Annotated in this window: 19 protein-coding genes; 1 reads left to right on the forward strand and 18 read right to left on the reverse strand. The window is 53.9% G+C overall.

What is annotated here, in order from left to right:
• Positions 1 to 5: 5 nt before the first annotated feature.
• Positions 6 to 863, reverse strand: coding sequence for a DegV family protein (locus BMX45_RS25325; protein ID WP_015734339.1), 858 nt, complete (start codon positions 861 to 863; stop codon positions 6 to 8).
• 112 nt (positions 864 to 975) lie between these two features.
• Positions 976 to 2754, reverse strand: a complete 1779-nt coding sequence (locus BMX45_RS25330) for a DAK2 domain-containing protein (RefSeq protein WP_090912909.1) — start codon at positions 2752 to 2754, stop codon at positions 976 to 978.
• 366 nt (positions 2755 to 3120) lie between these two features.
• Between BMX45_RS25330 and rpmB the strand changes: the two genes are divergently transcribed.
• Positions 3121 to 3309 carry a 50S ribosomal protein L28 gene (gene rpmB / locus BMX45_RS25335; protein ID WP_006209230.1) on the forward strand — a complete coding sequence of 63 codons (189 nt, stop codon included), beginning with the start codon at positions 3121 to 3123 and terminating at the stop codon, positions 3307 to 3309.
• A 444-nt stretch (positions 3310 to 3753) separates the two neighbouring features.
• On the opposite strand, the gene spoVM is transcribed toward rpmB, so the two are convergent.
• The 16 genes from spoVM to BMX45_RS25415 all read right to left on the reverse strand — a co-directional run bounded on the left by spoVM (position 3754) and on the right by BMX45_RS25415 (position 20476).
• Positions 3754 to 3834, reverse strand: coding sequence for a stage V sporulation protein SpoVM (spoVM, locus tag BMX45_RS25340; protein WP_034273235.1), 81 nt, complete (start codon positions 3832 to 3834; stop codon positions 3754 to 3756).
• Between the two features lie 161 nt (positions 3835 to 3995).
• A complete protein-coding gene (rpe, locus tag BMX45_RS25345) occupies positions 3996 to 4655 on the reverse strand; it encodes a ribulose-phosphate 3-epimerase (protein ID WP_090912911.1) in 660 nt (219 codons plus the stop codon).
• A 3-nt stretch (positions 4656 to 4658) separates the two neighbouring features.
• Complete coding sequence (gene rsgA, locus BMX45_RS25350; protein ID WP_090912912.1) at positions 4659 to 5567, reverse strand: ribosome small subunit-dependent GTPase A; 909 nt, start codon at positions 5565 to 5567, stop codon at positions 4659 to 4661.
• A 51-nt stretch (positions 5568 to 5618) separates the two neighbouring features.
• Complete coding sequence (gene pknB / locus BMX45_RS25355) at positions 5619 to 7757, reverse strand: Stk1 family PASTA domain-containing Ser/Thr kinase (RefSeq protein ID WP_090912914.1); 2139 nt, start codon at positions 7755 to 7757, stop codon at positions 5619 to 5621.
• Complete coding sequence (locus tag BMX45_RS25360) at positions 7754 to 8530, reverse strand: Stp1/IreP family PP2C-type Ser/Thr phosphatase (RefSeq protein ID WP_090912916.1); 777 nt, start codon at positions 8528 to 8530, stop codon at positions 7754 to 7756. Before BMX45_RS25360 ends, pknB begins: the two co-directional genes overlap by 4 nt.
• Before the next feature lie 6 nt (positions 8531 to 8536).
• Positions 8537 to 9577: a dual-specificity RNA methyltransferase RlmN gene (gene rlmN, locus BMX45_RS25365; protein ID WP_009592630.1), complete on the reverse strand. Its 1041-nt coding sequence runs from the start codon at positions 9575 to 9577 to the stop codon at positions 8537 to 8539.
• A 181-nt stretch (positions 9578 to 9758) separates the two neighbouring features.
• Positions 9759 to 11141, reverse strand: a complete 1383-nt coding sequence (gene rsmB / locus BMX45_RS25370) for a 16S rRNA (cytosine(967)-C(5))-methyltransferase RsmB (RefSeq protein ID WP_090912918.1) — start codon at positions 11139 to 11141, stop codon at positions 9759 to 9761.
• Positions 11138 to 12079: a methionyl-tRNA formyltransferase gene (gene fmt / locus BMX45_RS25375; protein ID WP_090912920.1), complete on the reverse strand. Its 942-nt coding sequence runs from the start codon at positions 12077 to 12079 to the stop codon at positions 11138 to 11140. Before fmt ends, rsmB begins: the two co-directional genes overlap by 4 nt.
• The gene (def, locus tag BMX45_RS25380) at positions 12076 to 12570 is read right to left on the reverse strand and encodes a peptide deformylase (protein ID WP_009592578.1); all 495 of its coding nucleotides are present in this window, start codon (positions 12568 to 12570) and stop codon (positions 12076 to 12078) included. Before def ends, fmt begins: the two co-directional genes overlap by 4 nt.
• Positions 12571 to 12613: 43 nt before the next feature.
• The gene (gene priA / locus BMX45_RS25385; RefSeq protein ID WP_090912922.1) at positions 12614 to 15142 is read right to left on the reverse strand and encodes a primosomal protein N'; all 2529 of its coding nucleotides are present in this window, start codon (positions 15140 to 15142) and stop codon (positions 12614 to 12616) included.
• Positions 15142 to 16395, reverse strand: a complete 1254-nt coding sequence (gene coaBC, locus BMX45_RS25390; RefSeq protein ID WP_090912923.1) for a bifunctional phosphopantothenoylcysteine decarboxylase/phosphopantothenate--cysteine ligase CoaBC — start codon at positions 16393 to 16395, stop codon at positions 15142 to 15144. Before coaBC ends, priA begins: the two co-directional genes overlap by 1 nt.
• A 124-nt stretch (positions 16396 to 16519) precedes the next feature.
• Complete coding sequence (gene rpoZ / locus BMX45_RS25395; protein ID WP_009592612.1) at positions 16520 to 16720, reverse strand: DNA-directed RNA polymerase subunit omega; 201 nt, start codon at positions 16718 to 16720, stop codon at positions 16520 to 16522.
• Positions 16721 to 16778: 58 nt separating this feature from the next.
• Positions 16779 to 17351, reverse strand: coding sequence for a guanylate kinase (gmk, locus tag BMX45_RS25400; protein WP_009592584.1), 573 nt, complete (start codon positions 17349 to 17351; stop codon positions 16779 to 16781).
• A 13-nt stretch (positions 17352 to 17364) separates the two neighbouring features.
• Positions 17365 to 17625: an extracellular matrix/biofilm regulator RemA gene (gene remA, locus BMX45_RS25405; protein WP_006209218.1), complete on the reverse strand. Its 261-nt coding sequence runs from the start codon at positions 17623 to 17625 to the stop codon at positions 17365 to 17367.
• A gap of 53 nt (positions 17626 to 17678) precedes the next feature.
• Positions 17679 to 18566: a YicC/YloC family endoribonuclease gene (locus BMX45_RS25410; protein ID WP_090912925.1), complete on the reverse strand. Its 888-nt coding sequence runs from the start codon at positions 18564 to 18566 to the stop codon at positions 17679 to 17681.
• A 38-nt stretch (positions 18567 to 18604) separates the two neighbouring features.
• The gene (locus BMX45_RS25415) at positions 18605 to 20476 is read right to left on the reverse strand and encodes a bifunctional homocysteine S-methyltransferase/methylenetetrahydrofolate reductase (protein ID WP_090912927.1); all 1872 of its coding nucleotides are present in this window, start codon (positions 20474 to 20476) and stop codon (positions 18605 to 18607) included.
• Positions 20477 to 20484: the final 8 nt, after the last annotated feature.

Below are 20484 nucleotides of genomic sequence, written 5' to 3' on the forward strand. Positions count from 1 at the left end.
CTCACTTAAGCAGGCCATATATATGCTGCAATGGTTCCCGGTCCGACGTGCGTACCGATAACCGGACCGATCTCGGAGAACACGGTTTCCTCGATCGTGAACACAGCGGACAGCTGCTGCAGAAAATCCTCAACCAGAGCAGGGTCAGCTGTATGACCCACAGCCACTTTAATATTTTTCACGCCGGATAGATCCTGTTGAAACAGCTCAATGATTTTGGCTGTCGCTTTCTTCCGACCCCGGACCTTGTCTACCGGAAAGATAATCCCTTCGCCGTCAATGGACAAAATCGGCTTAATGTTAAGCAGCGTACCGAGCACGGCCGACGCCTTGCCGATTCGTCCGCCCTTCTGCAAATATTCCAGCGTGTCTACCAAGAAGTAGAGGCGGCGCTTGGAACGAAGGTCCTCAAGCGATGAAAGAATATCCGAAACAGCGGCCCCTTCTTGCGCGAGCTTCGCTGCATGAACCACAAATAACCCGAAACCGTAGGAGGCCGATTTGGAATCCCATACGGTAATATCCGCTTCTCCTTCAATAAGAGAGGTTGCTAGCAATGCGGACTGATACGTTCCGCTCAGGCCGGATGAGATGTGAATGGACACAATGGAGCAGCCTGGGTGCTGTTCCAGAATGGACTCATACACAGCCACAAAATCTGCGGGCGAAGGCTGGGAGGTCGTCGGAAGCTGAGGCGATTGCACCAGTTTTTTGTAGAACTCTCCCGGCGTGATTTCCACTCCGTCCAAAAACGTATCTTCCCCGAACATAAGTCTCAGCGGCACAATATGAATGTTGTGTTGCTTCGCCAGGTCTGCCGGAATATCCGCTGTGCTGTCTGTCACAATAACGGTCTTATTCACCGGAACCCCTCCTAAAAATGTACCATGCATAATATCAAAGCGTTATGAAAAAAACTCTATCGACGTACTTTCTCCGAAGACAGACCGCATGCTGCGTAAGTTCATCTATCTATCAAGACTCCACGGAGAACAGATAGGAATAGATCGGCTGTCCGCCGTAGTGTACTTCAACCTCCGCGTTAGGGTACTGCTCGCCCAGCCACTCCGTGAGTGCGCTGGTCGATTCCTCGGTTGCGTCGGCGCCGGTAAGCAGCGTTACGATTTCATCGCCGGATTCCAGCATTTTACCCAGCAAATCCTGGGATGTCGTAATCAGATCCTCGTTCGCTGCCACGATGTTGGAATTGCGGATACCGATGAACTGGCCAGCCTTGATCTCGAGATCATCAATTGTTGTGTCCCGCACGGCATAGGTGACCTGCCCCGATTGCACGCGAGTGATGGCATCCAGCATGTTGTCGGTATTCACATCCGCATTCTCGTCTTCCTGGAAAGCAAATGCTGCCGCGATTCCCTGCGGGATCGTCTTGCTCGGGATGACCGTTACGCTGCGCTCGCCTTCGAGAAGCTCTCTGGCCTGCTCGGCAGCAAGCACGATGTTGGAGTTGTTTGGCAGAATATAAATCTGCTGGGCCGATATCGAAGAAATCGCATTGACGAAATCCTCGGTGCTCGGGTTCATCGTCTGTCCCCCGGAGAGAACGACGTCGACGCCCAGGCTCTTGAATATATCGGAAATGCCTTCCCCCGACGAAACCGCAATGAACCCGTATGGCGCGATCTCGTCCGCCGGAGGAACTGCCGGTGCTTCCGGCGTCACGGTCTCTGCCGGAATATCCGCAAACAGCTCGGGCATCGGCGCGATATCCATTCCCGTTGTCAGCAAGTCGCGGTGCTGCTCGCGCATATTCAATATGTGAATCTGGGTGATCTCTCCATACATGAGGGCCAAATTCAACACTTCGCCCGGCGCCTTGGAATGGACATGCACTTTGATCGTCTCGTCATCGGCAATGACAATGATGGAATCACCGTTCAATGCAAGCGCTTTCCGGAACTTATCTTCATCAAAGTCCGCACTCGTTCCCTCTCCAAGCTGCCTATTAATAAAGAATTCCATGTCGTATAAAAATTCAATGTCCTCCGTGGACAGTCGGGATTGGGCCGAAGGCGGAGCTTGAACCGCCGAGAAATCGGGAACCGCATGATAGGCCGGTGCCGCGCTGCTCTGTTCTGCTTGTCCTTCCGCAGAAGCGAAGGATCCGGACGCGCCGTCTTTTTTCAACGCTTGCAAGAAACCCTCGTAGATGTACACCAGGCCTTGCCCGCCCGAGTCCACAACGCCAACCTGCTTCAGCACGGGAAGCATATCCGGCGTCTGGGACAGCGTTTCTTTGGCTTTGGCCAGCACCTGCTCCATCAGCTCCACGATATCGTTGCTGCGGCGCGAGAAATAAACGGCATGTTTGGCCGCTTCTTTAGCTACGGTCAGGATGGTGCCTTCCACAGGCTTTACGACAGCTTTATACGCAGCTTCCACGCCTGTCTGCAGAGCTGCGGCGAATTGATGAGAATTAAGTTCTGTATAAGGTGCCGCATACCGGCTGAAACCACGGAACAACTGGGACAGGATCACCCCCGAGTTCCCTCTGGCTCCCATCAGAAGCCCCTTGGACAGCACACCGGCACTATGCCCGACGGACTCCGAGTACTTACTCTTCAGTTCTGCAACGCCTGCCGTCATCGTCAAATTCATGTTGGTCCCTGTGTCGCCGTCCGGCACCGGGAACACATTCAGGGAATTGACGTGTTCTGCATGCTGCTGCAGCTGCTCCGCTCCGGCAAGGACCATAGCGGTAAATTCTGTTCCATTCAAAGAACGCTTACTCAATGAGAATTCCCCTTCCTGGCTTGATACCCATAACACTACTTGTCGTAAATTTCATATCTATTTCATAGCTAATAGCTGACGAAATGCCCAACCAGTAAATAATAGACTTGCATGATTAAATGGATCATACCATCTTGATGGGCTACCCTCTCGTCCTCTACGTTATTCGGCTGCTCCAAACCTCATGGGAACATGCCGATCGGCCCACAATATACAGATCTTCGGAAATATTATGGACTAATCAACATTGTACTATAATGAGAAAGAGAAATAAATGTTTTTAGGGCAGTTGACGGAGCAATTTTTACTGTGATATTATATTTAAGTATTGTTTCATGCAGGGTTAGGAACAAGGAGGTGTAATGAATGGCTCGCAAATGTTATGTAACAGGCAAGAAACCAAGCAGTGGTAACCATGTTTCTCACGCTAACAACCACAACAAGCGTTCTTGGGGTGTCAACGTTCAAAAGGTTCGCATTTTGGTGGATGGCAAGCCAAAACGTGTATACGTCAGCACTCGCGCTTTGAAATCCGGTAAAGTGACTCGCGTATAATCATCTCGTTATATGAAGAAAAACTTCTAAATCTCCAGGCACCATTTGTGGGCGATCCGGGACAAGGAAGTTTTTCTTGCGTTTAGATACATATTCTTCACCTAAACAAAAAGCACCCTGAGCAGATAACAGGTGCTTTTTTTATTTAGATATAAGAAAAATGAAAGAGCCGAACTTCCGCTTTCTTATATCGCAAGAAAAACTTCCGGTCGAACGCGGTCTGTCATCGATAAGTACGTCGCTAGACACTCTTCTCATGATACAAGAAAGCGGCAGAGGCCTTGCGCGCATTGGCTTTCTTATACCGCAAGAAAAACTTCCGCATACAAGATGCGGTATGTCCTCCATGCGCTCTATCGGAGTGCTCTTCTCTTGCCTCATCCCCCGTAAACCGGCTGGCGGCGCCGGTCCCAGGCGGAGGTTTTGTTACGCCGGGACAAGCTGTCAGCTCTTGTGAAACGTATTTAAGATGGCCTTCACAAAACCTCCCAAAAACTTCGGCAGCTTGAACGTATAGAATTTCATGTCTCACCCTCCCCATCATTCTCATGCCTTCCTAGATTATGTTATGCACCAAGCCCTTAGATGTGAACACAGACAAAAAAGGCTACATGAGAACCCAGCTCATGTAACCATATTTATGCGGGAATCCCCCGCCCTATGCATCCCGTGCTCACGTTCTGAGGTCAAGATGTTACGCTGTCGCGGATTTGGGCAATGGCCGCCGTCCGATCCGGCTTGCCGAAGACCGCGCTGCCCGCAACCAGGACATCCGCTCCCGCTTCCACCACGAGCGGCGCTGTCTCCGCCGTAATGCCGCCATCCACTTCGATATGGATATTCGGATTGTCGGAGTTTGAAATCCACTCACGCAGCTGCGCAATCTTGCTTACGGTCCGCTCGATAAATGCCTGTCCGCCGAAGCCGGGATTTACGGTCATCACCAGCACCAAGTCCACGTCAGGAAGCACTTCCTGAAGGACATGGGCTGGCGTGGCCGGATTAATCGCGACGCCGGCCTTTACGCCATGCTCTTTAATGAGATGGATGACGCGATGAAGATGCGGGCAGGTCTCGGCATGAACCGTGATCAAGTCGGCTCCTGCCTTGACGAAGTCCGCAATATACAGCTCCGGCTGTTCGATCATCAGATGCACGTCGAGCGTCAGGCCCGTATGCGGTCTGATCGCTTGGACGATCGGCGGCCCCAGGGTAATATTCGGCACGAAATGCCCGTCCATGACGTCCACATGAATCCAGTCGGCTCCGCCCGCTTCGGCTTCCTTAATTTCCTGCCCCAGCTTTGCAAAGTCCGCCGACAATATGGATGGCGCAATTTTTATCATGATTCAGTACCTCCGCTTCTTGTCTTTCATCTCTGTATAAAAGTCCACGTAATGCCCATAACGGCTTGCCAGGATATTTCCATCTTCTTTGGCTTGAATCACCCGGCAGCCAGGCTCCTGCATGTGACTGCAGCCTCTGAATTTGCATTCAGCCGCATAAGAGGCAAACTCCTTGAAACAGGTGGACAGCTCCTCGACACCCAGCTCCAGGAAATCCAGCTGGCTAAAGCCTGGCGTATCGGCAACATAGCCTCCGTTATCAAGCTCAATCAGCTCCACATGGCGCGTGGTATGCCGGCCGCGGCCAAGGCGCAGGCTGATTTCGCTGGTCTCCAGCGAGAGACCCGGCATCAACGCATTGAGCAGAGACGATTTGCCGACGCCGGATTGACCGGAGAATACGCTGATTCGACCGGCCAGGCGGTCCTTGACCTCTTCGGTACCGATGCCTTGCAAGGAGCTGGTTATAAGCACTTCGTATCCGATTTCTTCGTACTGGCGCTTGACCTGCTCCAATACATCATCCGAGTCGTCAGCAAGGTCCTGCTTCGTCAGGCAGATCAACGCCTCAAGACCCGAATGCTCAATATGTACCAGGAACTTGTCCAGCAGATGCAGGCTCAAGTCCGGTTCCTTGACTGAAAACAACAGCACCGCCAAGTCGACGTTTGCGACCGGCGGGCGAATTAATTGGGAAGACCGTGGAAGTATTTCATCCACGGTCCCCTCCCCATTCTCAGTCAATGAATACTTCACGCGATCTCCAACGAGCGGAGAGATGCCTTTCTTTTTGAAAATGCCGCGGGCTCTGCATTGAACCGCTGGGTCCTCCCCGGATATAATGTTGCCATCCTGCAGTGGTTTGACATAGTAATATCCGCTTAGTGCCTTCACGATCAGTCCCTCTAGCATATAATAGGCCTCACCTTTCTTGTTGAAATGTAGTGTTCTCATGACTTGTTTCTAATCGTTGTCTTTGTCTTTGCCTTTGCCACGGCCCTTGCCGTTGCCGTTGTCCCAGTGGTAGGCCGCATCATCTTCCTCATTCGAACCGTCATCGCCATTTCCTTCATCCGGGTTGGTATCCACCGGTACATCAGGTTGCTCAGGCGGCTGCTCAAAGGTCGGCTGCGGCACCGTTCCGTTCTTGACGTCTGTGTAGCTTACGCTGTACGTATCCACCTGGCGGCCGTCACGGAATATCATGACCGTCGCGTGTTTGTCGGGAGCAAGCAGCAGCTTAACGGGTACCATTTCGGAAGTCGTAATGGTCTTGTTTACAGCTTCCTGGTTGTCTCCCAGCGCGTCGCTGAAGACCACCCGGATTTTGCTTTCTTGTCCTTCGGCGCTCGGCGACACCGGTACGCTGTAATTATACTCAAGCGCGTCCGAAGGATAGCCGGAGCTGACGAACAGCGTGATTTCAGAGTTAGGTGATACAGGAACATTAGGCTCATACGGCCATTGCTCCATGACCTCGCCCTTCTTCACTTCGAAGCTGGATTTCTCCTTTATCGCTCCAACCTTAAGGCCGAAGGATTCGATGGTAGCGACCGCTTTGTCTTTGTCCATTCCGATCAAGCTCGGCATATTGACCGTCTGCTTCCCTTTGCTGATCGTGAGACGAACCTCCTCCACCTGTTCAGGATTAATTTCGGATTCAGCAGAAGGGCTCTGATCAAATATCTGATCAGCAGGTACAGTATCATTGTTTTCAGAGGACTGTTTAATAGCGTTTTTCTTGATGCCCATATTTATCAGGATCTCAACTGCCTGATCAAATGTCTTTCCCGAGAGGTCCGGCATTTTTTCAAGCGGCTTCGCATCCCCGACCGACAATTGAACCGGTGAGCCCTTCTTCAGCATGGTCTCTGGTTCCTTGTCCTGTGCAAACACGACGCCTTCATCCACATTCGGTTTATATTCGCGAATGACTTCCTCATTCACCGTCAAACCTTGGGCCTCTAGCTCGCGGATCGCTTCCTCCTCCGTCATGCCTACAACTGGCGGCACCTTAACCTCCGGCACCTCCAGCATATTGTTCACATACATGACGACGCCTAACATCAGGCCGAGGAACAGGAGCACCGAGCCGATAATGATGGTCGGCTTGACCCACTTTTTCTTCTGTTTGCCGGTTGGCTTTTCCTCAAACTCATCGTCATCCGAGTCGTCATCTTGGTCATGAGGATGCTGGCTGCTGCGCTGCATCGTTTTGAGCGCCGGCATGACCAGGGTAGAATCGGCATCGTCCTCGAACTCCATCTTCGGCTCATTGAGGCGCATCGGCATCAAACACGTCTCGAGGTCGTCCATCATTTCTTCCGCGGACTGGTAACGCTCCTCCGGATTTTTGCGCATGGACTTCAGGATGATGTTCTCCACGCTTTGAGGAATGAGCGGGTTTACTTCCCTCGGCTCGTCAAATTCCTCCTGCAGATGCTTCAGTGCGACACTGATCGGACTCTCGCCCAGAAAAGGAAGACGGGCCGTGAGCATTTGATATAACACGATACCAAGTGAGTATAAATCCGATTTCTCGCCCGTCACGACGCCCTTGGCGTGCTCCGGCGAGAAATAATGCACAGAACCCACAACGGAGCCTGTCTGCGTAATGGTTGTCGACGTGACCGCCCTGGCAATGCCAAAGTCGGTTACTTTGACCCTCCCGTTACGGCCAATCAGAATGTTATGCGGTTTAATATCGCGGTGAATAATCTGGTTATGATGGGCATGCCCCAATGCATCGCAGATCTGGGTCGCAATCCGCACGGCTTCTTCGACCTGCAGCGGCGCCCGTTCTTTAATGATTTCATTCAAATTCTGACCTTCGATATATTCCATGACGATGTAATGCACATCTTCCTCTTGGCCCACATCGTAGATGCTAACCACGTTGGAATGCGACAATGAAGCCGCCGATTGTGCCTCACGCCGAAAACGGCGAATAAACTCCTCGTCGTGCACAAACTGCTGGCGCAGCACTTTGATCGCTACGTTCCGGTTCAGCAAAATATCCTGAGCCTTGTAGACCAGCGCCATGCCGCCGCCGCCGATGCGTTCAATAATCTTATAACGACCAGCCAATTCATGTCCGATCATGAATCCCACCCCTTTATACGTTGCCCGACAACCTCTTCTTGATGTTCAAACATTGCGACTGTGATGTTGTCCTCACCGCCAGCGAGAAGTGCCAGTTGAAGCAGGCGATCCGCTCTTTCTTCCAGAGGAAGTTCAAGTGAACCGGAAATTTGACCGATCAGCTCGCGGCTGACCCGGTTGCTGAGTCCGTCACTGCATAGCAGCAACACTTCGCCTTCCCCGAGCGTAACCGGCGTAAGCTCAACCGTCACGTCCACATCCGTTCCAAGTGCCCGGCTTAATACATTTTTCCGGGGATGGGTTTCCAGTTGATCTTCCGTAATCTGACCACTCTTAAAAAGCTCATTAACCAATGTGTGATCATCCGTGAGCCGAATGACTTGTCCGGGAACGACTTTGTAAGCCCGGCTGTCTCCGATATGCCCGATATAACCTTCGGAGCCTCGCAGCAGCACCGCTACGATCGTCGTGCCCATATTGTGAAGCCGCTCATCTGCCGAGGCTTCCTGATAGATAACTGCATTAGCGTGCAATATGGCATCGCCAAGCGCAGCCCGAACGCCGTCCATGGACATGTCCTGCTCCAAAGAGGACAAATCCGCGGCCACGGTATCTACCGCAAGCCGGCTGGCGGTGTCGCCCGCAAGGTGACCTCCCATGCCGTCGGCAACCACACCCAAGGTATAGCCATGCTCTAATGTGCTAACAAATACCGAATCTTCATTAACAGGACGAACGCGTCCCACATGGCTTACATGAACCGTCTTGATCAAATCTTCTCACCTCAACTCCATATGCTTGGCCCGCAGCTGGCCGCAAGCGGCAGCGATATCATGGCCTTGTTCACGACGGATGGTCACATTGACCCCCTTGTCTGCTAACGCACGTTGAAATTTGAAAATATCGTTACGCGATGTGCGAACATATTTCCGTTCCGGCACATGGTTAACCGGAATCAGATTGACGAAGCAGTTCATATCCTTGATGACGTCCGCAAGCTCTTCGGCATGCTCCACCTGATCATTCACTCCGCCGATCAAGGCGTATTCAAACGTAATGCGGCGTCCGGTTTTAGCCTGGTAATAACGAAGCGATTCAATCACGTCGTCAAACGGGAACCGGCGGTTCACGGGCATCAGCTTGGAGCGCAGCTTATCGTTCGGCGCATGAATGGAGATGGCCAGATTAATCTGGGTATCCTCTTCGGTGAATTTATAGATGTTAGGCACAATGCCGCTCGTCGATACGGTAATGTGGCGTTGGCCGATATTCAATCCTTTTTCATGGATCATCGTGCGCAGGAACTTCATGGTCGCCTCATAGTTCTCAAACGGTTCCCCTGAACCCATGATCACGATGCTGCTGACGCGTTCTCCCGTTTTATCGAGAATCTTCTGTGCCTGAACCACCTGGGCTACGATTTCGCCGGAGGTCAGGTTTCGCTTCAAGCCTCCCAGCGTGGATGCGCAGAACGTACATCCGATACGGCAGCCGACCTGCGTCGTAACGCAGATGCTGTTGCCGTAGTTATGCCGCATAATGACCGTCTCGATGGCATGGTCATCATGAAGGCCGAACAGAAACTTGACCGTTCCGTCCTTGGATTCCAGCTTGGTGATCTCCGTCAGGGTCACGAAGCTGAATTCCTGCTCCAGCTTGGCCCGAAGCTCTTTGGACAGATTCGTCATTTCCGCGAAGTCGTTCACCCGCTTCACGTACAGCCAGTCATAAATCTGGGTTCCCCGAAACGCGGGCTCCCCGTTCTCTTGAGCCCATGCTTGAAGCTCTTCCAGTGAATAATCATATATAAAAGGTTTCATTCTCACCACACCTGTCTAGTTTAAAGGATGTCCAGCCAGCATTCTTCCGAACGCTCCCTATTTCATTCATATGCATCTCTTTTTTCATTCTTCCTATTCTAACATAAATAAAAGAGACGGTAAAAGAGGAAAACCCGCCGGCATAGGCGGGATACGACTATAGTCATGGCGGCAAGCGCCCTTAAGAGGAACGTCTGCCGAGTCTGGCAATGTAAAAGCCGTCGCTGTGATAGTGCTGGGGCAGGATTTGAATGCCGCCGCCTCGTGCAAGCGAATTCTCGCCCAGCCGGCTTAAGGCTCCAAGGCCGTCTTCAGCAATGGCAAATTCGGAGTGGCCTTCCAGAAAAGCAGATACCACGCCTTCATTCTCCATCGCTTCAATCGTACACGTGCTGTATACCAAGATCCCTCCGGGACGCAGCAAGGTCGAGACCGACTCCAGCAGCCTGAACTGCAGCGCCGCAATCTCATGGATGTCCTCCTGGGACTTGCCCCACTTCAGATCCGGCTTGCGCCGGATCACGCCAAGGCCCGAGCAGGGAGCATCCAGCAAAATTCGGTCAAAAGACGCAGGCTCGAAGCGGTCTGCCAAATCCAGCGCATCCCCCGTCACGATCGAAATGCTGTCCAGCCCCAAACGACTGGCTTGATCCGATATCAGCTTCCCTTTATGGACATGAATATCGTTGGCGACGATGCTGCCCTCGTCCTTCATCAGCTCGCCCATATGGGCGCTCTTTCCGCCCGGGGCCGCGCAGCAATCGAGCACGCGCATGCCCGGCTCGGGCTGAACGGCCTCGGCCACGAGCATCGAGCTTTCGTCCTGGATCGAGATCATCCCGTCACGATACCAAACGGTCAAGGCCATATTGCCCGCGCCCTTAACGACAATCCCGTAGGGACTAACCGACGATGGGGAAGCATCCAGGCCATGGCTGCCCATTAATTTCAGCATGTCATCGCGGCTGATCATCGTGGTGTTCACCCTCACGCTGACAGCCGGTGGTTTATTGTTTGCGGCACAGATCGCCTCTGTTGCCTCCGTACCGTACTGGGAAATCCAGCGCTCCACCAGCCACTGCGGATGGGAATGCAGAAGGGAAATGCGCTGGGCGTCCGTCATATCCTCCGGAATGGCCAGGGTTTCCTTCTGACGCAAAATATTCCGAAGCACCCCGTTCACCATGCCGGAGATCCCTTGATGCCCGCGGCGCTTCGCCAGATTAACGGCCTCGCTGACAACCGCATGGTCCGGGATCCGATCCAGGTACACGATCTGATAAAGGCTGATGCGAAGCAGCGCCCTTACCCAAGGCTGAAGTTTCCGCACCCCTTTGTTGACAAACTTGTCCAAAAAATAATCAAGCGTGTTCAGCCGCGAGATCGTGCCGTAGATCAGCTCCGTGGCTAGTCCCGCGTCGCTCTTGGCAAGCGAGGACTTCTGCAGAGCGGAGTTGAGCAGGAGATTGCTGTACGCCCCCTCCTGCTCAACCTGAGTCAACACATTCATCGCCAGCTCCCGGGGAGAGTCCAGGCGTCCCTTCGGGCTGCGGTTTCCGCTCACGACAGCACCGTCCCGGCCGTCAGGCTCGTCCCGCGGACGAATTGCGCCGCATCCATTGCCTTTTTGCCGCTGGGCTGAACCGTAAGCAGCGTCAGCGTACCGTCGCCTGTTTTCACGACGATCCCTTTCTCCTGCAGCTCAAGCACGGTCCCGGGCTGCGCATTGCCAGATGGCTTCTGGGCGCTCTCCGGCTTAGCCGCTGCCCATACTTTAAACACTTCGCCGTTCCACAGCGTGAACCCGCCGGAATAAGGAACCAGACCGCGAATCTGATCGTAGATTTCGCGGGAAGTGCGGCTCCAGTCGATCTTCTCGTCATCCCGGCTCAGATTCGGAGCATACGTTGCCTTCGAATCATCCTGAGGCTCGGCCTCCACCTTGCCCTTCACGAGCCGCGGCAGCTCCCGCCGAAGCAGCTCCGCGCCGGCTTGGCTCAGCTTCTCGAACATGGTTCCAGCCGTATCGTCGTCTTCAATAGGGACCTCGGTGCGGGCGATCATGTCCCCGGTGTCGAGTCCCTCCGCCATATACATCAGCGTGATGCCTGTGACGGACTCTCCATTGATGATGCTCCGCTGAATCGGCGCTCCTCCCCGATAAGCGGGGAGCAGCGAGCCATGGACGTTCAGACAGCCAAGCGCCGGCATATCCAATACCGATTTCGGCAGGATTTGGCCGTACGCGGCCGTGACGATCAGATCGGGTTTATATGCGGCCAATTCGGCCACGGCTTCCGGATTCCGCAGTCGCTGCGGCTGCAGGACAGGGATGCCGTGACGAAGGGCGGCTTCCTTGACCGGCGTCGGGGTCAGCACTTTTTTGCGCCCCTGCGGACGGTCAGGCTGCGTTACGACGGCAGCTATCGTGTATCCTTCGGCAATCAGCATTTCCAGACTGGGTACTGCAAAGGCGGGGGTGCCCATAAATACGATATTCATCGGTTCTCCAACTCACTTCTCGGCTGTTCCGGAACATACTCATACACCCGGTCGGCGATTTCCGTAAACAGCACCCCGTTCAGATGATCGATTTCATGCTGAAATGCTCGCGCAAGCAGCCCTGTACCCGTAATGACAAGCTCATTGCCTTCGCGGTCAAGCCCCTTAACCGTTACTTTCTCCGCACGTCGAACATCCCCGTTCCATCCCGGAATACTCAGGCAGCCTTCCGGCCCGAATTGCTCGCCCTCGCTCTCCACGATCTCCGGATTGATCATCTTGATCAAGCCGTGCTCATCGCCCGCATCGATAACAATCAGGCGCTTCAGTATGCCGACCTGCGGCGCGGCCAGCCCGACGCCTTCCGCATCGTACATGGTATCAGCCATATCATCCAGGAGCTTTTGAACGTTCGGCGTAATTTTGGTAACTTCCTTTGCCTTTTTATGAAGAACCTCATCCGGTTCTTTAACGATAATACGAATCGCCATGTCTACGACACCATCCTTGTGCTTTTCATCATTATATGCGCTATTACATTAACATTTGCGGATCAACGTCAATACTGATTTGGAGCTTGCCGTCCCGCGCCGAATCCTGAAGCTTCTCGGCAACCGAACGCACCAGCGAGACAGCATCCATCGTTCCCCGCCATTTTATCATACATTGAAATCTGTATCTATTTTTTAACCGCGGAATGGGGGAAGCCACCGGACCCAGGATATCGAGCGCGCTTGCGTCGAACCGGTCCAGGCTTCCGAACCATCCCCGGCGGTCGGATTCGCTTTTGATGGCGGCGGCAAAATTCTCTGCCAGTCGTACGAGCAGCGGCAGCTGTTCATGCGACAGCGTCACCAGAATCAGCCTGCAGTACGGCGGATAATGGAGCGCTTTGCGGTGCTTCAGCTCATCCTTGACGAAGGATAAATAATCATGGCTGCTTGCATGAATAATCGAATAATGCTCGGGCGTGTAGGATTGGATGACCACTTCACCCGGCAGCTGATGGCGTCCCGCTCTTCCGGCCACCTGGGTCAGCAGCTGAAACGTCTTCTCGGCCGCCCGGAAGTCGGGCAGATTCAGCGCCGAATCGGCCGTAATGACGCCGACCAGGGTGACATCCGGGAAATCCAGGCCTTTGGCGACCATTTGGGTTCCAAGCAGCACGTCGCCCTTTTTATCCCGAAACTGCTTCAGCAGCTTCTCGTGGGAGCCCTTCTCGGTCGTCGTGTCCACGTCCATCCGAATGACGCGAATGCCGGGGAACAGCTTGGCCAATTCTTCCTCGACACGCTGCGTGCCCGTACCGAAATAGCGTATATGCTCGCTCCCGCAATCCGGGCATACCTCCGGGGCCTGTGCGGCGTAACCACAATAATGGCAGCGCAGATTGTTCGATTTCTGATGGTAGGTCAGCGAAATATCGCATTCCGGACAGCCTGCCACATATCCGCAGCTCCGGCACATCACGAAGGTGGAGTACCCCCGCCGATTCAGCAGCAGCACCGTCTGTTCTCCGCGTTCCAGCCGCGCCGAAATCGCGGCATGCAGGGAGCGGCTGAACATGGAGCGATTCCCTTCCCGAAGCTCCTCCCGCATATCCACGACCTGAACAGCCGGCAGCTGGTTGCCCAGCGCACGGCTCGGCATCTCCAGCAGATGCGGAGCAAAATCATCCTGAGCCTGCGATCTCGCCGCATGGTAGCTTTCAAGCGAAGGCGTTGCCGAGCCCAGAATGACGGCTGCGCCTGTCAGCGAGGCACGGTGAATCGCCACGTCCCTGGCATGGTACTTCGGCGTTTCTTCCTGCTTATATGAACTTTCATGCTCTTCATCCATAATAATAAGGCCAAGTCGGTCAAACGGCGCAAACACCGCCGATCGTGCTCCCACGACAACCGAAGCCCGGCCTTCCCTAATTTTGCGCCATTCATCGTAGCGCTCACCATCCGAAAGCCGGCTGTGCATGACGGCCACGCGGTCGCCGAAGCGGGCTTTGAACCGCTCCACCATTTGGGGCGTGAGCGATATTTCGGGCACCAGGACAATCGCCTGACGCTCCTGATCCAGGCAGCGCTGAATGGTCTGCAGGTAGATCTCGGTCTTGCCGCTGCCCGTCACCCCGTGCAGGAGAAACGCGCCGTGCTTGCGTTCATCCAGCTTGCGCACGATGCTCCGGTACACCGCCTGCTGCTCCGGCGTGAGCGCCAGCGGGGCGCTGGGGGTAAAGTGCCGTCCCCGGTACGGGTCGCGGAACACTTCGACATCCTCAAGGGTAATCAGCCCCTTGTCGGCCAGCGCCTTCACGGTGCCTGCGGTGACGCCGAGCGTCTGCAGCAGATCCTTCTGCGATATCGGCAGGAAGTCCTCCATCTCTACGATATATTGGAGCACTTCCTTCTGCCGCTGAGCCTTAGCCGGAAACGAAGCCAGCGCCGCATGCGCTTCCTCGCTCGAAACGGCAAGCTCTACCGCTTTCATCGTTTTTTTCTGCAGCTTGTCCTTGATTTGCTGGAATTCGCTTAACCGCCCCCGGCCGATCAGCGCTTTTACGGTGGCTGCCGCATCCGGAAACGCTCGCGTTAACTGTTGGAGCGACACCTCGCCTCGCTGACTGACAAACCGGATGATCTCCTGCTCCAATTCGCTTTCCGGCAGGAGCCCGAATAATCCGCCGCTTTCATCCGACAAGCCCGCATCCGGCTCGCCAAGGGAAATATACCGCTCGGCTTTTCCCTTCAGCGCCGTTGGCAGCATCGATTGAAGAGCGGATATATAACGGCATGCATACCGCTCTTTCATCCATTCTCCAAGCTCAATCAGCTCAGGCGAGAGCGGCGGCATCACATCGAGGACTTCCTGAATCGGCTTCATTTTGGCCGTATCCATCTCGGGCCGGGGATGCAGCGAAACCACGAATCCCTGAAGCGTACGGTGACCGAACGGCACGCCGACCCGGCTGCCTACCTCGACCCATGGCCGGAGCTCCTCCGGAATCAGATAATCAAACGGACGGTCCGTATCCTTGGACGGCACGTCCACAATCACGCGGGCCATTTCCATCAGGATAACCTCCCGGTCAACCGTTCGGCTGCCAGCGTTAACAGCCTCAAGGCCACTTCCTCCTTGGACATCACGGGCAGTTGCAGGACCAGCCCTTCTGCATCGAATATATGGACGCTGTTCGTGTCCGTGCCAAAGCCGGCGCCTTCCTGCGTAACATCATTGGCAACGATCAGGTCGCAATTTTTGCGTTTCAGCTTTTCCCTGGCGAACTGCTCTACCGTATCCGTCTCGGCGGCAAATCCGATCAAGAACTGGGAGGTCTTTTGGCGTCCCAGACTTTCCAGGATATCCGTGGTCTTGACAAGATCCAGCGTCATCGTTTCCCCGCGCTTCTTGATCTTTGACGTCGCGGCCTCCGCAGGACGATAATCGGCGACCGCCGCTGCCTTAACCACGATATCGCTCGTATCGAACACGCGCTGCACCGCTTCGTACATATCCTGGGCCGACTCCACTCTCTCGGCAGGAATCCCCGCTGGCGGGGCTTCATCGGTATGAGCCGCAATGAGGTGGACGTCCGCTCCCAGCTGCTTGGCAGCTTTAGCAATCGCAAATCCCATTTTTCCGGAGGAATCATTCGTGATATAACGGACCGGATCTATGCGCTCTATCGTACCGCCGGCCGTGACAACCACTTTTTTGCCGTGCAATATGCCTGTCGAGCCGCTTTCCATGTCCTGATTCGACGCCGCGGACTCGGCTGCGCGCCCTTGGAAAAACCGTTCAACCACATCCACGATCGTATCGGGCTCCTCCATCCGTCCCTTACCGACGTATCCGCATGCCAGAAGTCCCTCTCCGGGTTCAATCATGGACACCCCGCGGGAAACCAGCGTCTCCATGTTGGCCATGACGGCCGGATGCGTGTACATATGCACGTTCATCGCCGGCGAGATCATGACAGGAGCCGTGGTCGCAAGCAGCGTCGTGGTCAGCATGTCATCCGCCAGGCCATGTGCCATCTTGCCGATGACATTGGCCGTCGCCGGAGCAATCAGCACCAGATCGGCCAGGTCGGCCAAGTGGATATGCGAGACGACCGAGGGGTCCCTTTCGTCAAAAGTATCGCTATAAACCGGGTTTTTGGTCAGCGTCTGCAGCGTTAATTCCGGAATGAACTGCTTGGCGGATTCCGTCATGATAACATGCACATCCGCTCCCCTCTGGACAAGCCTGCTGCATAAAGTCGCTGCTTTATACGCGGCAATGCCACCTGTAACGCCAAGTACGACGACTTTTCCGTTCAACATGACAATCCCCCGCTTTCCATTTGTATGAAGGCTGTACTTTCATATCTTCTCAAAAAAATAACAACCTTTCGGTTGTCACATTTTCGCGCGCTAACGCATGGTATTCGAATGTTGAAAAAAAGCCTTAGTCCTCTCCACGCTCAATCTTCACGTAATCGCCATAGATTTCTTCCAGAGCGACACCGACGAACTTATGGGATTTCGGATGTTTCAACTCGCTGACTTCTCCTTCACGCAATTGGCGTGCACGGCGGGAAGCCGCAACCACAAGAGAATATTTACTGTCCACTTTATTCATCATTTCATCAATGGATGGATATAACACAGTCGAAGCACCTCTTCTTTATTTACTTGAAAGTTTACGCCGTCTATGAAAAGACTGCTTACTTTCTCACCTTACAATGTTCGGCTATAATGATAGATTGTATTCTCTCGCAAGCAAGATTGATTTCATCGTTCACTACGGCATAATCATAATGCTGCAGCAGATTGATTTCGTCAACAGCTACGGACATGCGGTGGTCGATCGTGGCCTGACTCTCTGTCCCCCGGCCCTGGATCCGATCTTTCAGTTCGTCCAGCGACGGCGGCATCAGAAACACAAAGATACCGTCCGGAAACTTCTCCTTGACCTTCAGCGCGCCCTGCACTTCGATCTCCAGTATAATATCCTTGCCGGTGGCTAATGTTTCTTCCACAAAATCACGCGGGGTTCCGTAATAGTTCCCGACGTATTCCGCATATTCGAGAAGCTGGTCGTTCTCAATCATATCCATGAATTGTTCCCGACTTTTGAAAAAATAGTTTACGCCGTTTACCTCGCCGAGCCGCGGCGAACGCGTCGTAGCCGACACCGAATACACCAGTTCCGGAACCCGGCTGCGAAGTGCCGTACAGACGGTTCCCTTTCCAACCCCCGAAGGACCGGACAATACAATCAATAATCCTTTAGACATAGTACTCCTCATCTTATTCGTCGTTGTCGTCATCTTTGCTGGACAGACGGTGAGCCACCGTTTCCGGCTGTACGGCCGATAAAATCACGTGGTCGCTATCGGTAATGATAACAGCCCGCGTCCTTCGGCCATATGTAGCATCAATCAGCATATGACGGTCCCGTGCTTCTTGAATGATCCTCTTGATCGGAGCCGATTCAGGACTCACGATTGAGATGATCCGATTGGCCGATACGATGTTTCCGAAGCCAATATTAATAAGTTTGATTGCCATAGTGCGGTTGCTCCCCCTATACATTTGACTCTTACTTGCCGATGAAACTGCGGTTATTCCACATTGGCGGCTTGTTCACGAATCTTCTCCAGTTCCGCTTTCATTTCGACAACACGGTTTACCAGAGTCAGATGATTGGCTTTCGATCCAATCGTATTGACTTCTCTGTTCATTTCCTGAATCAGAAAATCCAGTTTACGGCCTACAGGGCTTTTCTGAAGAAGCAGCTCCCTGCATTGTTCCAAATGGCTGTGAAGTCGAATCAACTCCTCGTCCACATTGGAACGTTCAGCAAACAGAGCGACTTCCATTCCGAATATATGTTCATCAACAGCAAGCGATCCGTCATCAAGAGATTCAATGCGCTGCCGCAGGCGCTTCCGGTATTCGGCCGGAACCTCCGGAGCAAGCTCGGTCATCTCCCGGTGCAGCTGCTGCAAGCGGTCAAGCCTCTGCCCGATATCCTTCGCGAGAAAAGCGCCTTCTCTGCTGCGCATCTGGACCAGACCCTCAAGCGCTTGTTCCAGACCTTGAAGAAGCGCATCATTCCATAACTTCTGCTGCGCTTCATCCATGGAAAGTCCGCTCGGAGTAACAAGAACATCTGGCAGCGTCAAAATATCCCGCACCGCCAGATCTCCCGTGATTCCGTATGACTTCAAATCCTCGGCTGCCTGTAAATACGCTTGAACCATGGCATGGTTCAGCACGGCACCCTGAGACTCGCCGTTGTTTTCCTTGTTAATATAAACATCAATCCGTCCGCGTCCGATCCGGCTCTGTACCGCCCGTCGAAGCGAATCCTCGAAGAGTGCCCATTCACGGGGCATGCGAAAGACGATCTCGCAGTACCGGTGATTGACTGACTTCACTTCGAAAGAGATACTATAGCCTTGAAAATCGACAACGGATTGCCCATATCCGGTCATGCTCAATGACATCGGAATCACATCCATTACACTATTGTAATTGATAATTATTAATGAAACAAGGGGGTCAATCGGCGGCCCGATTTCTCCCAGACGTACTCCATTAATTGTACGCTCATTTCATAGAACATAAACGGCGTCATCAAATAGATGCCGTTAAAATGCTCTGTCGCAACGTCCAGCAGCTCCTTGCCGATCTTGACGCCCATCGCCCGGCCCGCTTCGCCTTCAAGCCCCGCCATGCGGCTGCGGACTTCGTCCGAAAGCTGAATGCCCGGCACTTCATTGTGCAAATACTCGGCATTGCGCCCGCTTGCCAGCGGCATGATGCCGATGAAGATTGGAATATCCAGATGCGCCGTCGCTTCCCGAAGCCTAACCATTAACTCGGGATCGTAAACGGGCTGCGTCATAACGTAATCCGCGCCCGAAGCAATCTTCTTCTCCAATCGGGCAACCGCTTTGTCCAGATGCCTTACATTGGGATTGAACGCTGCCCCGACAACGAATTTGGCTTTTTGCTTCAGCGGCTTTCCGGAGAAAGCAATGCCGTCGTTCAGCTGCTTGATCATCCGAATAATTTCAAATGAGGTCATGTCGTAAACCGAGCTGGAATCCGGCAAATCCCCAAAACGGGCCGGATCCCCCGTCACCGCAAGCACATGGTCGATGCCGAGCGCATCGAAGCCCATCATGTGCGACTGCGTGCCGATCAGGTTCCGGTCTCGGCAAGCAATGTGAATCAGCGGCCGCAGTCCCGTGCGTGCTTGTACCAGATGTCCGAGGGCCATGTTGCTCATGCGGGTTACGGCCAGCGAGTTATCCGCTAGGGTCAGCGCATCGGCTCCCGCTTTTTTCAAAGCCTCCGCGCCTTTCATGAACTTGGTGATATCCAAATCCCTCGGTGGGTCCAGCTCCACGATGACCGTATGACGCTCCTTTACGATATCGACAATCGTCGGCTCCCCGCTTCGCTCGTAAAATTGCTCCTGGGCCGTTTCGTGAATCACGATCCGGTTGATTTCCGCCTCTTCGACGGTGGGGAGCGGCGAAGGAACGTAGCCGGATAGCGCCGAGGAAATTTCCGCGATATGCTCCGGCGTCGTCCCGCAGCAGCCGCCGATAATGCGGGCGCCGCGATCCGCAAACTCCAGGGCCGTTTTCCCGAAATACTCGGGACTCGCGCCATACCGGTATTCCCCGTCCACATAATCGGCGATTCCCGCATTCGGATAGACCGAAGCCGGAAGATTCATGATGCCGTTCAGGGTTTCCAGCGCGCGCATGATGCCGTTCGGCCCCGTCCGGCAGTTAAACCCGATCACGTCCGCGCCTTCTTGACTCAATATGCGGTATGCATCCGGCATCGTGAAGCCGTCCAGCGTGCGGGCAATATCCTCCACCGCGAACTGGCAGATCACCGGCAGGTCGCTCAGCATCCGTGCCTGCGCCAATGCCAATTGCATTTCATCCACGTCATAGAACGTCTCGAGCAGGATGCCGTCAACGCCTTCGGAGATGAGTACGGACAGCTGCTCTTCGAAGTAACGCTTGAGCTCGCTCGTGGAAATGTTGCTTCTTTTGCCTGCCCGAATGGAGCCGACCGCTCCCACCACATATCCTTGATCGCCGGCGGCTTCACGCGCAATTCTCACGCCTGCGCGGTTAATCTCTCCTACCCTCGCCTCCAAGCCGTATTTGGACAGCTTGTCATAATTGGCGGAGAACGTGTTGGTCTCGATGACCTGTGCACCAGCCTCAACATACTGGCGATGAACGTTCCCGATGACCTCCGGAGAGGTTAAATTCAGTTCTTCATATGAAATGCCTACAGGAAATCCTTTTTGGTATAAATAAGTACCCATCGCGCCGTCACCGACCAGTACCTGATTCTCCCATGCCTGCCGAAGATTCGGTTTCATCGCGTTTT

Origin of the sequence: Paenibacillus sp. cl141a, assembly GCF_900109305.1 — a bacterium.
Lineage (GTDB): Bacteria > Bacillota > Bacilli > Paenibacillales > Paenibacillaceae > Paenibacillus_AQ > Paenibacillus_AQ lautus_A.

What these genes read in the sequence shown, in the direction of transcription:
- rpmB (WP_006209230.1), top strand. Translation starts at nt 3,121, where the DNA reads ATGGCTCGCAAATGTTATGTAACAGGCAAGAAACCAAGCAGTGGTAAC.
- spoVM (WP_034273235.1), bottom strand. Translation starts at nt 3,834, where the DNA reads ATGAAATTCTATACGTTCAAGCTGCCGAAGTTTTTGGGAGGTTTTGTG.
- rpe (WP_090912911.1), bottom strand. Translation starts at nt 4,655, where the DNA reads ATGATAAAAATTGCGCCATCCATATTGTCGGCGGACTTTGCAAAGCTG.
- rsgA (WP_090912912.1), bottom strand. Translation starts at nt 5,567, where the DNA reads ATGCTAGAGGGACTGATCGTGAAGGCACTAAGCGGATATTACTATGTC.
- pknB (WP_090912914.1), bottom strand. Translation starts at nt 7,757, where the DNA reads ATGATCGGACATGAATTGGCTGGTCGTTATAAGATTATTGAACGCATC.
- rlmN (WP_009592630.1), bottom strand. Translation starts at nt 9,577, where the DNA reads ATGAAACCTTTTATATATGATTATTCACTGGAAGAGCTTCAAGCATGG.
- fmt (WP_090912920.1), bottom strand. Translation starts at nt 12,079, where the DNA reads ATGAATATCGTATTTATGGGCACCCCCGCCTTTGCAGTACCCAGTCTG.
- def (WP_009592578.1), bottom strand. Translation starts at nt 12,570, where the DNA reads ATGGCGATTCGTATTATCGTTAAAGAACCGGATGAGGTTCTTCATAAA.
- priA (WP_090912922.1), bottom strand. Translation starts at nt 15,142, where the DNA reads ATGGAAATGGCCCGCGTGATTGTGGACGTGCCGTCCAAGGATACGGAC.
- coaBC (WP_090912923.1), bottom strand. Translation starts at nt 16,395, where the DNA reads ATGTTGAACGGAAAAGTCGTCGTACTTGGCGTTACAGGTGGCATTGCC.
- gmk (WP_009592584.1), bottom strand. Translation starts at nt 17,351, where the DNA reads ATGTCTAAAGGATTATTGATTGTATTGTCCGGTCCTTCGGGGGTTGGA.
- remA (WP_006209218.1), bottom strand. Translation starts at nt 17,625, where the DNA reads ATGGCAATCAAACTTATTAATATTGGCTTCGGAAACATCGTATCGGCC.
- BMX45_RS25410 (WP_090912925.1), bottom strand. Translation starts at nt 18,566, where the DNA reads ATGTCATTGAGCATGACCGGATATGGGCAATCCGTTGTCGATTTTCAA.
- BMX45_RS25415 (WP_090912927.1), bottom strand. Translation starts at nt 20,476, where the DNA reads ATGAAACCGAATCTTCGGCAGGCATGGGAGAATCAGGTACTGGTCGGT.